The 12773-nt window shown below is 37.2% G+C and carries 13 protein-coding genes, 2 tRNA genes and 1 pseudogene; 9 read left to right on the plus strand and 7 right to left on the minus strand.

Features of this window, described 5'->3' with window-relative positions:
• Nucleotides 1-19: 19 nt before the first annotated feature.
• On the plus strand, nt 20-1663 hold the full coding sequence (locus IV84_RS07545; protein WP_081036087.1) for an oleate hydratase: 1644 nt from the start codon (nt 20-22) through the stop codon (nt 1661-1663).
• A gap of 252 nt (nt 1664-1915) precedes the next feature.
• Here IV84_RS07545 and IV84_RS10905 read toward each other — a convergent pair whose 3' ends face one another.
• Both IV84_RS10905 and IV84_RS07550 read right to left on the minus strand, forming a co-directional pair.
• On the minus strand, nt 1916-2083 hold the full coding sequence (locus IV84_RS10905) for a hypothetical protein (RefSeq protein WP_155386934.1): 168 nt from the start codon (nt 2081-2083) through the stop codon (nt 1916-1918).
• A 38-nt stretch (nt 2084-2121) separates the two neighbouring features.
• On the minus strand, nt 2122-2310 hold the full coding sequence (locus IV84_RS07550; protein ID WP_046870811.1) for a hypothetical protein: 189 nt from the start codon (nt 2308-2310) through the stop codon (nt 2122-2124).
• A 216-nt stretch (nt 2311-2526) separates the two neighbouring features.
• On the opposite strand from IV84_RS07550, the gene IV84_RS07555 reads away from it, so the two are divergent.
• Nucleotides 2527-3252: a response regulator transcription factor gene (locus IV84_RS07555; protein ID WP_046870810.1), complete on the plus strand. Its 726-nt coding sequence runs from the start codon at nt 2527-2529 to the stop codon at nt 3250-3252.
• Between the two features lie 8 nt (nt 3253-3260).
• Nucleotides 3261-4706: pseudogene (locus IV84_RS07560) on the plus strand (ATP-binding protein).
• 58 nt (nt 4707-4764) lie between these two features.
• Here the strand turns inward: IV84_RS07560 and IV84_RS07565 are convergent.
• Nucleotides 4765-5631, minus strand: a complete 867-nt coding sequence (locus IV84_RS07565; protein ID WP_046870809.1) for a class II fructose-bisphosphate aldolase — start codon at nt 5629-5631, stop codon at nt 4765-4767.
• A 354-nt stretch (nt 5632-5985) separates the two neighbouring features.
• Between IV84_RS07565 and IV84_RS07570 the strand changes: the two genes are divergently transcribed.
• The 5 genes from IV84_RS07570 (at nt 5986) to IV84_RS07590 (ending at nt 10973) form a co-directional block, all read left to right on the plus strand.
• Nucleotides 5986-6855: a GRP family sugar transporter gene (locus tag IV84_RS07570; RefSeq protein WP_046870808.1), complete on the plus strand. Its 870-nt coding sequence runs from the start codon at nt 5986-5988 to the stop codon at nt 6853-6855.
• A 160-nt stretch (nt 6856-7015) separates the two neighbouring features.
• On the plus strand, nt 7016-8371 hold the full coding sequence (locus IV84_RS07575; RefSeq protein WP_046870807.1) for a glucose-6-phosphate isomerase: 1356 nt from the start codon (nt 7016-7018) through the stop codon (nt 8369-8371).
• A gap of 199 nt (nt 8372-8570) precedes the next feature.
• Entirely contained in the window at nt 8571-9413 is an 843-nt protein-coding gene (locus IV84_RS07580) for a hypothetical protein (protein ID WP_056986351.1), read from the plus strand.
• 135 nt (nt 9414-9548) lie between these two features.
• The gene (locus tag IV84_RS07585; RefSeq protein ID WP_046870805.1) at nt 9549-9881 is read left to right on the plus strand and encodes a toxin-antitoxin system HicB family antitoxin; all 333 of its coding nucleotides are present in this window, start codon (nt 9549-9551) and stop codon (nt 9879-9881) included.
• 258 nt (nt 9882-10139) lie between these two features.
• Complete coding sequence (locus tag IV84_RS07590; RefSeq protein ID WP_046870833.1) at nt 10140-10973, plus strand: SPFH domain-containing protein; 834 nt, start codon at nt 10140-10142, stop codon at nt 10971-10973.
• A 149-nt stretch (nt 10974-11122) separates the two neighbouring features.
• Here the strand turns inward: IV84_RS07590 and IV84_RS07595 are convergent.
• From IV84_RS07595 to IV84_RS07605, 3 genes are all read right to left on the minus strand, one after another.
• Nucleotides 11123-11195: transfer RNA gene (locus IV84_RS07595), tRNA-Glu, on the minus strand.
• 63 nt (nt 11196-11258) lie between these two features.
• Complete coding sequence (locus tag IV84_RS07600; RefSeq protein ID WP_046870804.1) at nt 11259-11468, minus strand: hypothetical protein; 210 nt, start codon at nt 11466-11468, stop codon at nt 11259-11261.
• Nucleotides 11461-11790 (minus strand): hypothetical protein, encoded by a 330-nt coding sequence (locus IV84_RS07605; RefSeq protein ID WP_046870803.1) that lies wholly within the window; start codon nt 11788-11790, stop codon nt 11461-11463. The genes IV84_RS07600 and IV84_RS07605 overlap by 8 nt, the downstream gene beginning before the upstream one ends.
• A gap of 147 nt (nt 11791-11937) precedes the next feature.
• On the opposite strand from IV84_RS07605, the gene IV84_RS07610 reads away from it, so the two are divergent.
• Nucleotides 11938-12009 (plus strand) — tRNA-Gln (locus IV84_RS07610).
• A 60-nt stretch (nt 12010-12069) separates the two neighbouring features.
• On the opposite strand, the gene IV84_RS07615 is transcribed toward IV84_RS07610, so the two are convergent.
• Nucleotides 12070-12405, minus strand: a complete 336-nt coding sequence (locus IV84_RS07615; RefSeq protein WP_046870802.1) for a bacteriocin immunity family protein — start codon at nt 12403-12405, stop codon at nt 12070-12072.
• Nucleotides 12406-12773: the final 368 nt, after the last annotated feature.

The raw sequence follows: 12773 nt of genomic DNA on the forward strand, positions 1-12773 counted from the left end.
TAGACAAAATCGGGTACGTTTGACAGTACCTCTGATTCAAGAAGGACACTGGAATGGAAAACAAATTACTTTTTATTCACTAGATGACCATGGTTCCAATGATGGGGCACCAACGGATACTGTGACCGATGAATACTGGAACAAGAATCATCCTATGGAAAATCGTAAAGGCTACGTTGCCCGTGGTGGTCGGATGCTTAACTATCGGACGTATGTTGATTTAATGGATTTGTTGGATCGAATTCCATCTACAACAGAAAAGAATATGACGGCAGCCGAAGATACGCGTGATTTTGATGCCAAACATCGGACTTTTGATAAGGCACGGTTGCTTGAAGGCGGTAAAGGAATCATTAATGGTAGTCACTTAGGTTTGATTAATCAGGACCGCCTGCATCTGACTAAACTAATTGCAATGCCTGATTCAGAAGAAGAAAAATTAGATAACGTCACGATTGCTCAATACTTTAGTGACGATCCTCATTTCTTTGGGACGAACTTTTGGTTTATGTGGGAAACAACATTTGCTTTCAGATTGCAAAGCTCTGCCCAAGAATTACGGCGTTACATGCACCAGATGATTTATGAATTTACTCAAATTGAACATTTAGTAGGTGTAAATCGAACCAGATATAATCAGTATGAAAGTATTATGTTACCGTTGATCAATTATTTACGTGATCAAGGCTGCAAGATTGTTTTGAACCGACTAGTAACCGATTGGGAGTTTAAAGATACGACCATGCAAGACGAAATCACGGTTACTGGTTTAACTATGAAAAACACCACCACCGGTAAGGATGAGCACGTAACCATTGATGATGATACAGCGGTGATCTTTACAAACGGCTCAATTACTGATTCCGCAACGATGGGTGACTTCAATACACCCGCACCGGAAAACCCAGACTATGGGGCTGCCGCTAGTCTGTGGAAGAAAGCAACGGAGCGCTTTTACGATTTAGGAAATCCAGATAAGTTCTTTGCCGACCGGGATGCTAGTGAGTGGGTCAGCTTTACTTTGACAACTAAAAATCATTTGTTATTAAATGAAATTACTCGAATTACAACGCAGGTTCCTGGGAACGCATTAAATTCATTTATTTCAACAAGCCCAATTACAGCGCTTGGCAAAAAGGATGTCAATATGTCGATTGTTGTGCATCATCAACCCCATTTCACAACACAAAAGCCCAATGAAAGTGTTATTTGGGGATACTTCCTGTATCCACGACGTCGAGGAGAGTTTGTTGATAAACCATACATTGAAATGACTGGAAAAGAAATGGTTCAAGAACTTATTGGTCAATTATCAAAGGTTGATCCTGGCCCAGGTAACATTCGCGACAAATCTGAACAAATTATGGCGAGTGTGATTAACAGTATTCCAGTTTATATGCCATATGCATCAGCATTATTCAATAATCGAGCTAAAACTGATCGTCCAAAGGTAATTCCAAAGCATGCTACTAATTTGGCCTTCACTGGCGAATTTGCTGAGCAGCCTTATCAAATGGTCTTTACAGAGCAAAGTGCGGTTCGGTCCGGAGAAATCGCTGCGTATCATTTTGCAGGAATTCCAATGGCCAACTTGGTCAAAACACCGCGTTATGATAAAGATTTGAAGACATTAGCTAAAGCAGCAAAGAAAATGTTTGATTAGATTTAAATGAACTAAAAATATTTTTGAAGTTTCAGACAATATTTATGAATAGTTTTCAGAAAGTAAACCGCATAAGGTTTGGATTCTGAAGACTATTTTTTTACAAGCGGTTAGGTAGTAGAATGCTCATAATTCAGAGGGACTGCCTATAATTTATCTAGTGTCCAACAAACACTAAATGAAAAAATACTTTTCCCTTAGTTCTTAAGGGAAAAGTATTTTTGAGTACGATTTAGTTTTTTGTGAAGCTGATCAGAGTTTTCCAGATTTAGTTCTGACACCAACAAACACAAAATCGGCGCCTGAGCTAGACGTTTCACAAATTAAAAGTTGATGGTTTCTTTTAATTAGGCTGGCCGCTTGAAAATCAACTTCATGGTTATCATCTGAAAAATTAATATCATTTAGATCATGTTCCAAACTATCGCTTCCTAATATAGGAGTTAAGGATAGTTGTATTATACAACTTGTTCTTGTCGTTTCAATTCACAGTGAGCGACAGTGAAACTAGTTTCTGCGTCCGTAAGATGAACTTGCCAATTACTTTCCTCATCTAAAACACTGGTGTCAAGCTTTTCAACATAAGCGATTTGGTTTTCGTTGACATAAAGCACCTTATCATCGGTAGTTTGAACTCTAAGTAACATTAAAATTGCTCCTCTCAAATTGTCAAAATAGTTAACTATAAAAAGATTTTAACATGCCGAATAAAAGATTATAACTATCGTGCTTATCAGGGTGATTTTACTTAAGATTAATCTTCAGACGCTATTCTAACTAGTGAATTAAAAAAAGGTTACTAGGTTTACAGAGGTGTTTGAATTATACTAGGGATATGGATAATGTAGGGAAGAGGAACCCAAATGAAAATTTTAATGATTGAAGATAATAAATCGGTGTCTGAAATGATGGGCATGTTTTTTAAAAAGGAACAATGGGATGCACATTTTGCATACGATGGAAATGAAGCAATGGAGATGTTTAATGCATCTCCTGATGATTGGGATATGATTACGTTAGATTTGAATCTACCTGGAAAAGACGGAATGACGGTTAGTTCGGAGATTCGTCAAATATCTCAAACAGTGCCAATTATTATGTTAACTGCGCGTGATTCGGAAAGTGATCAGGTTTTAGGCCTAGAAATGGGGGCCGATGATTATGTTACGAAGCCATTTAGTCCAATTACTTTAATTGCACGGATTAAGGCTCTGTATCGACGAGCACAAATGGGCGGAATCGATGATAAAAGCCAGGAAAATGATAAGACTGAAAACTTTGATGTAAAAACTAATAATTTCAAACTAAGTTCATCCACACGGGAAGCCTATTTGGATGATAAATTGATTCCCGATTTAACTCCCAAAGAATTCGATCTACTTAAGACGCTTGCACAAAAGCCCAAACAAGTTTTTTCACGTGAACAATTGCTTCAACTTGTTTGGGATTATGAATTCTATGGGGATGAACGCACCGTGGATGCCCACATTAAAAAGCTCCGCCAAAAAATCGAGAAGGTTGGCCCACAAGTGATTCAAACGGTCTGGGGAGTTGGCTATAAATTTGATGATAGCAAGGCGGGGGATTAAGTATGAAATTGAAACTCCTGTATCAACAAATGCTGGGTTTTTTTGTCGTTATTTTGACAACAGTAATTGTTTTTGGAATTGCTTTTATCCAATTCTCAAATCGAATGGTTTACCGAGATACTTGGAAACAACTTGAAGGATATGCAGATAGTGTGTTTCAACAATCAGTGGTAGTCAGTACTAGTGGTGATTTTGAAGGCATTCAAATAGCTGGGTTAGAAAGTAGCGAGCGGTTGCTGGCCAATCAGTCTGTTCATTTCACGATTTATAATAAACAAAATACAATTGCCTATCCTAAGAATAGCTATTCTCCGGCCATAAATTCTAAGCAATGGGAAAAATTAAAAAAGGGTGAAATGATCACGACAAGATCGGATCGTCATCTCAATCAGGTTGGTGGGCAAAGGAAGCATACCACCACTGATATTATTAAGCCTTATCGAAACCAAAGTGGTAATTTAATTGCAGTAATTTCGGTAGGCTCACCAGTGGCCAACATTGAATCAAATATGCGGCGAATTCAGCATAACTTGTTGACTGCATTTTTAATTTCCGGATTGGCCGCAATTGTTATTGCTTATGGATTGGCCAAGTATTCGGTATCTAGAATTGATCGGATCCGAAAGGCTGCTCATAAAATTGGTGAAGGAAATTTTGATGTTAAAGTCCAAACTAAGGGCAATGATGAAATTGATGGATTGGCGACGGATTTTAACCATATGGCTAAGTCGTTGAAAGAATCTGATGAAGAAATTAAACGACAGGAACAGTGAAGGCGTGAATTTTTAGCAGACGCGGCTCATGAAATGCGGACACCACTTACAACAATTAATGGATTATTGGAAGGCTTAACGTATGATGCAATTCCTGAGGATAGCCGTGAAGAAAGTTTACAATTAATGAGTAATGAAACAAAACGATTGATTCGGTTGGTGAATGATAATTTAGATTATGAAAAGATTCGAACTAATCAAATCATTTTAAACCGTGGCGATATTCCTGTATATCACGTTGTGAATAATTTAATTGAACAACTGCAGAAAAAAGCCAATGAGGCCAAAGATCAGTTTGTGGTGCATGTGGCAGAAGATGTGCGTGTGTATGCAGATTATGATCGTTTTGTTCAAATTATATTTAATATTATGCAAAATGCGATTCAGTTTACCACTGGAGGAACCATTACAATTGCTGCTCATAATGATGAAACTAAGAATTGTGTAATCACAATTAGCGATACTGGAATTGGCATGTCAGAAACACAAATGAAAAACATTTGGGAACGGTATTATAAGGCTGATCCTTCCCGGAAAAATACTAAATATGGGGAATCAGGTTTAGGAATGGCAATTGTCCATCAACTGGTGAAAGCACATGGTGGTGAAATTGTTGTCGATAGTAAGTTAGGTAAGGGGACCACCTTTACAGTTACGATGCCGCCAGAAAAAAGTAAATAAGAGCAACAAAAAAAGCAATCATTCAAATTTGAATGATTGCTTNCAATTATATTAATAATTATTTAACTGATGGAGTACCGAACCAGTCAATACGACTCTTAACGATATCTTCAATAGCTTTTGTACCAGGTGCAAGTAATTTACGAGGGTCATAACCTTTAATATCATTTTGGTCATGTCCTTCTTCAATGTACTTACGTGTTGCTTTGGCAAATGCCATCTGGCATTCAGTATTAACGTTAACCTTTGCAATTCCCATTGAAATAGCTTTTTGGATTTGGTCCTTAGGGATTCCTGAACCACCATGTAAAACAAGTGGTGTAGAAATAGCATCAGCTAATTCTTGGAGACGTTCGAATTTCAAACCTGTCCAGTTGTCTGGGTATTGGCCATGAATATTACCAATTCCACAAGCAAGGTAGTCAACGCCAGTTGCGTTAAGCTGTTTAGCTTCTTCAACATTAGCTAATTCGCCTTCACCAATGACACCGTCTTCTTCTCCACCAATTGAACCAACTTCGGCTTCAACAGACATGCCCTTAGCATGTGCCAACTTAACGATTTCCTTAGTTTTTTCTAAGTTTTCTGCAAATGGTAAATCGTGACCATCAAACATAACAGAGTTGTAACCAACTTCGATACATTCTTTAGCAGCTTCGTAGTTACCATGGTCTAAATGCATGATAACTGGAACTGTGATGTTCATTGACTTGATGGTTTGTTGAACTAAGTTTAAGCAAAGTTCGTAGCCGCCCATGTACTTAGCAGCTCCCATAGAAGTTTGGATCAAAACGGGTGTACCCTTTTCTTGTGCAGCGCCAAGAATAGCACGAGTCCATTCCAAGTTGTTAGTGTTAAAAGCACCAACTGCATAATGACCTTTGCGAGCTTCAGCAAAGATTTCGTTACCATTAACTAATGACATAAATAAATCCTCCCAAAATATATTACAACGATGTGTAAAAAGTTGCGTTAAACGAACATTTCTATTTTAACACATTTAATTGTGAAAATGCAGTTCCATTTTTATATGACCATTTTATGGAAGAAAGTCTAAAAGTTGGAAAAATCCCGCTTTTGTTTTGGGCTAGACCAATGCTTTTATGAACAAAAAATAAGTGGCTAAATTGTTGAAGTGTCAGGTCCTCAAGGATACAAAAATATAGTATATCAATTAAATTTAATAATTTATCACTTGTAAAAACGATTACGTTACTGTTAAAATGTCTTTTTGTCTTGGTATGGACATTAATTTTAGAGAGAATAAGGAGAATTTATAATGGGTATTATAATTGCACTGATCCCAGCAATTGCTTGGGGCAGTATTGGACTTGTATCTGGGCGTTTAGGTGGAACGGCACCTCAGCAAACGTTGGGGATGACTATGGGAGCCATTGTATTTGCCATATTTACTTGGTTCTTATATCAACCAACATTGACATCTAAAGTGTGGGTTGCAGGTATTGTGTCTGGATTATTCTGGGCAGTAGGTCAAGGCATGCAATTTACGTCAATGAAAAAAATTGGTGTGTCAAAGACAGTTCCATTGTCAACTGGATTACAATTGGCAGGAAATGCACTGGCCGGTGTTTTAATTTGGCATGAATGGAAAACTGGAAAAATGATTACAATGGGAACAGTTGCTGTAATCTGCTTAATTGTTGGAGCCACATTTACTTCGTTGCGTGATAAAAATGATAAAGAACACAACAAAGATGAAGATATGGGTGCAGGGATTCGGGCATTGATTATCTCCACAATTGGGTACATTGGGTATACTGTTATTGTGCGTTTTGCTAATGTGAATGCTAAAGCGGTTATTTTGCCACAAGCCATTGGGATGTTTATTGGAGCAGTTATCTTTGTTGTTATTTCAAAGGCGGCTGTTACAGCTTTCAAGAATCGCCATACATGGGCTAATATGCTTACAGGTATTATCTGGGGAGTCGGAAACATTTTCATGTTCTTGGCAATTCCTCGAGTTGGTCTGGCAATTAGTTACTCACTTGCACAAGCCGGAATTGTTATTTCGACGTTCGGGAGTATCTGGTTCTTGGGCGAACACAAAACGCATCGCGAAATGCAATATGTGGTTTTTGGATCTGCTCTAATTATTGTAGGTTCCACTATATTAGGAATGATGCAATAAATTTGAATTTTAATATGTAGGAGAAACCGATGGCACAAAGCTTTCGGTTTTTTGTTTGCTTTTTATCAAATTGTTAACTTTGGTCACGCTTCAAATTTTAGGAAACGGGTGTATAATGAGTTAGTGAAATACCAAAAATATTAAGTGAGGTAATTAAATAATGGCACATATTTCGTTTGACAGTTCAGCAGTTTCAGAGTTTGTTCATGATAATGAGCTTGCTGAGATGCAACCACTTGTTACAGCTGCAGACAAAGAATTACGCGAAGGAACAGGCGCTGGTAAAGATTTCCGTGGCTTCATTGATTTACCAGTGAACTATGACAAAGACGAATTTGCTCGTATTAAAGCATCAGCAAAGAAAATTCAGGGTAATTCTGAAGTCTTTGTTGCAATTGGTATTGGTGGTTCATATTTGGGTGCCCGTGCAGCAATTGACTTCCTTGGAAATACTTTCTACAACTTGCTTCCTAAAGAGCAACGCGGTGGTATCCCTCAAGTGTTCTTTGCTGGGAACTCAATTAGCTCAACTTATTTAACAGATTTAGTAAACTTGATTGGTGATCGTGACTTTTCTATTAACGTCATTTCAAAATCAGGAACAACTACAGAGCCTTCAATTGCATTCCGTGTTTTGAAGGAAAAATTAATTGCTAAGTATGGTAAAGCTGGCGCTAAGGAACGGATCTTTGCAACAACCGATAAAGCAAAGGGTGCCTTAAAGGTGGAATCTGATGCTGAAGGCTACGAAGAATTCGTTGTGCCTGATGATATCGGTGGTCGTTTCTCAGTACTTTCCGCTGTTGGTTTGTTACCAATTGCTGTTGCTGGTGGCGACATTGACCAATTAATGAAGGGTGCTGCAGATGGGCGTGACGCTTACAAGAATCCTGATGTAACTAAGAATGATGCTTACAAATATGCTGCATTACGTAACATTTTATATCGCAAAGGTTACACAACTGAATTGTTAGAAAACTTCGAACCAACGTTACAATACTTTGGCGAATGGTGGAAACAATTAATGGGTGAATCAGAAGGAAAAGATCAGAAGGGGATTTATCCTTCATCAGCTAATTTCTCAACTGATTTGCATTCACTTGGCCAATACATTCAAGAGGGTCGTCGCAATCTCATGGAAACAGTTGTCAATGTTGACAAACCTACCCATGACTTGAACATCCCTAAGGAAGATAAGAATTTGGATGGTCTTAAGTACTTGGAAGGCCGGACAATGGATGAAGTTAACAAGAAAGCTCATCAAGGTGTTACCTTGGCTCATAATGATGGTGGTGTGCCAGTTATGAATGTTAACATCCCTCAACAAGATGCTTACACATTGGGCTACTTGATTTACTTCTTTGAGGCTGCTGTTGGTGTATCTGGTTACTTGAACGGAATTAATCCATTCAACCAACCAGGTGTTGAAGCGTACAAGAATAATATGTTTGCACTTCTTGGCCGTCCTGGTTATGAAGCTCAAACAAAAGAACTCAACGAACGCCTTGGTAAATAGGACTTTTAGAGTTTTGATAAATTAAGAATAAGGCTAGTTAGAACCAGCAAGTGTAAATTTACTGATTCGAAACTAGCCTTATTTTTTTAGATTTTTATGGCTTAGAAAATAATTTCAACTGGTTTATGTACTTGTAATCGGTTCAATTTTCTAGTAACGTAAAAGCAAAAGTTGTTTAAAAGTCGAAAGGAAAAAGCGTATGGCAAATAGTGAAATTTTTGGTAAGAACCGAACTGATTATTTAAAATTTGGCGGTGTTTATGCTGCTGGGACTTTTTTGGATAATAATATCCAAGCATCAAACTATACAAAAATTGCGTTAGTCCCGACGATTGACACAATTCAAACATGGTCAAAATTATATAAAAAATTCAATCTTGGCGATAGCTATTCAAATGATCAATTCTGGAAGGATCAATCAAAGTATTTGGTGGATGTGACCCAAGCTAAAGAATGGTTAGAGAAATTATTCAAAAAACAGTTTAAAATTACAGCTATCGGTGCCGAATTTCTAGAAGGCGTAGGTAATCGTTCATCAGAAAATTCAGTTCAGTTGACCGAGGCAATTGATTCAGACAATAATTGTTATTATATTTTGCAAAGCGGTTTTCCAGCGCTTGAGGCTAAAAGTAATGCGGTAAAACAATCTACCGAGTTTGCGTATGACCGAGATGTTTTTACTGTGGATAAAGAAAATTACGTTTCCTATGATGAACGTGGTTTGAATACTTTGATTGTGACCATGGTCAAAGAATATTTTGATCGTGATATAACTTCAAAAGAACTTGTCCAGAGGTTACCTGTGTTCAGAATTTGTGGGACGTTTAATGATTATGGGAAGCCAGCAGACACTGGCAATCGGCTCAGTACAATTATTAAAACAACTCATCAAAATGATTTGGAACAGCTTGACGATGCAGCGCAATTAAAATTACTAAAAAATGGGGAACCATTATCAAGCAATGTAGATCGTAGTAATACTTGGAAAGCTAACGAAAAGAAACGACTTGAATGGCTACAAAAGGCCGAACAAAGAGCGTAATTAAAATCTCAATAAATTTATTTATAGTTTGTTTCGAATCTTATTTGAAACAGGCTATTTTTTATTGACTATGGTACATAAATCGCTTACAATAGAATTGATATCAGAATGATATTGAAAGGAGACGGTCAGTTCATGGCGAATGAGAAAAAGGACAAACGTTTTTTATTGCGTTTGGACCAAGGGCTTTACGATCGATTAGCTGAAGAAGCCAATCGAGCCAACCAAAGCGTCAATATGTATATTGTGAGTTTACTGTCGAACAATCATGGAACGAAAAGTTTTGAAAATCGACAGATTATTGGTCAGACTGTTTTGGGAAAAGACCTAAACGTTGACCATGGACTTGCCTTTGTTTCCGGGATCTACTATCGTTATTTAATTAATGATAATGGAAATGTCGATACGACAGCGAAGTATGCTGTTATTGAAGCTAACGGGAATATCTTAACGTTACAAAAAATTTAGCCATTTTGGGGGAGATAAAAGATGGCAAATCAACAAAAGCAGCAATCTGGTTTTTGGGGGCAGATGCAAGCGGCAATGAACGGCGAGTATGTGAACCAGTATCAGCAGGCTCAGCAAAAAGCTATTCAAAACAGACAACATGCAACGCCAAAACCAGATAAGCGAAATAAGCGAAGTAAACGAGATCGGCGCGACAATCATGATAAACCAGAAAGAACAGTTCATGCACGAATGCCAGAAAATCGGAGGAGTCTAAATATGCCATTTGGATTAAGAATTGTACCACAAAATAATCGTGGACTAGTAGAAACATTAGGAAAATATAAACATAGTGTTGATCCAGGTTTTCATTTTTATGTCCCATTTTTTCAAAAGATTAAAAATGTCAGTTTAGCGATGGAGCCTTTAGCATTACCGAATTATTCAATTATTACCAAGGATAATGCGGATGTTTCGGCTAGTTTGACGTTAAACTTTCATATCACTGATCCTGTTAAATATCAGTATGAAAACACGGATTCTGTTGAATCAATGGCACAACTTGTGCGTGGCCATTTGCGTGATATTATTGGACGAATGGACCTGAATGAGGCATTGGGGTCAACTGCTAAGATTAATCAAGAACTAACATTGGCAATTGGTGATTTGACTAACACATATGGGATTAATGTTGATCGAATCAATATAGATGAGTTAACCCCTTCACATGCGATTCAAGAGGCAATGGATAAACAATTGACCGCTGATCGGGAACGAGTGGCCACCATTGCGAAAGCTGAAGGAGAAGCTAAGTCAATCGAATTGACCACTAAAGCAAAGAATGATGCGTTAATGGCGACTGCAAAGGCCGAAGCTGATGCAACTAAGACGCGAGCTGACGCCGAGCGTTATCGAATTGATACTGTCCAGGCTGGGTTGACAGAAGCTACTGACAAGTATTTCCAGAACCAGTCAATCAACGCATTTTCTGATTTGGCAAAATCTGATACGAATCTGGTTGTGGTCCCTTCAGATAGTGCAGATGAGTTTGGCAAATTGCCAGTGGTTGGCAAATTGTTGGGAACTAAGGATAATAAGAAAACAACTTTATAAATCATTCTATTGAGAAGATGATCCGGAGTGTATCTGGGTGATCTTTTTTATTTGTTTTTTAACGATTTTAAAGTAGATTTTTTCATAATAAAAATAAGCCTCAAAACACTGAATTAACAATGCTTTGAGGCTTATTTAGTTCTCAATGATAGCCCGCACGGGGTTCGAACCCGTAGCTCCGCCTTGAGAGGGCGACGTCTTAAACCAATTTGACCAGCGGGCAATTAGTCAATTAGTACTTTTCTAATTTATCGTATTTGGGACCTAAAGTCAATACCCAAGCTCTTAATTAGCCTTTTTTCGTGCTAAAAAAGTTAGATAAATTAAACTGATAAATAGGTAGACCCAATAAACAAATATTGCAATGATAATGTAAGGGACAAATGCGTAAGGCAATAAACTTTCGCTAATTAAACCAAGGATGGCAATCACTGCCCAAATTACCAATTTTTCTTTAGTATCAGCCAGAGCTGCCTTAATTTCTTTCTTATTCATAGGTTAACTCGAGCATATAAGCTTTTTGTTTTAAAACGTGAGCAGTTGTTACCCAAACTTCCCGATAAGTTTTCTTTGGTTTACCAGTATAGGTATTAAAATAATCGAGCAGTGTGCGATATTTATCTACAAAGGCATCAGAAAGCCGATCAACAAGCAACGTTTCGTCAGGAAAATAAATTTCCGGATTAGCAACCTGCATATCATCACTAATATTCAATTGCACGACGTTTGTATATCCCAACGTACTTATACCGGCACGATCAGGATGGTTGTAAACTTGTGATAAAACATTATAGATTGAATCAGAATTTGTAGCCATATTTTCACCTCACAAAACTACCTCCATTGTAGCAAAAACCCCGGTAGTTGTCAGATTTCTATAACTTTTAGATGGAAATAGGCAAAATAGGGGGAAGACTTATTGACAGTTTGCTAGAAAGACGGTAATATTATAGAGGTAATTTAGTGGGCATTCGCCAAATGGTAAGGCCTCGGACTCTGAATCCGTAATTTACTGGTTCGATCCCAGTATGCCCAATAAAATAGATAAATAAAGACCGTTATATCAACATTTCGTTGACGATAACGGTCTTTTAGTTTAATCAAAAAGATTATCTTTATTCAAAGGTGAGCGAATATAACCGGTAATAATTCCCATTTCACGCTTTGTTTTAGAGTCCAATTTTTCTGGATCTGCATCTGGTTTTACATACTTAAAAACGTTTTTTAAAGATTGAATTATCTGGCGATTGGCCAAATAAGAATCACTAATCGCTTGTGATACACCAACTGCAATTCTTGTATAATCTTCGCCTGCTTTTAGCTGCTCTGCAGCTTTAGAAAGTGCGTTTTGCATTTTTGGTAATGTCTCAACCTCAGGATTATTAATTGTTTTAACAATTAAATTATAGAGTTCTTGATACTTCTTATTCATATTTATCCCCCCATGGATTAAAACACTGTTTTAAAACGCATTTATTGTGGGCCTTTTTGAGTAAAATAACAAGTAGCTTGTTATACAGGTATATCGTATTTTTAATAATGTTAATTTTGATAAGAAAATTATTACGGTTTTGGAGTCTATCCTGAATTGAATCCAAAATCAAAATTGCATTATTTATTGTATAAAAAAGGCTTCCTATACAACAAAACATGTGGATACGTTGACAATATTTGAAGATTTATATAAAAATTATGTAACAATTAAATAATAAGTTGTTTTTTTTAATGAAAGCGCTTTATAATAAGAAAAGTAATAGTTGCCTTTCTCAATAAATAAGCCTTGTGGTGATAAGTCAAGTA

This window comes from Pediococcus damnosus (assembly GCF_001437255.1).
Lineage (GTDB): Bacteria > Bacillota > Bacilli > Lactobacillales > Lactobacillaceae > Pediococcus > Pediococcus damnosus.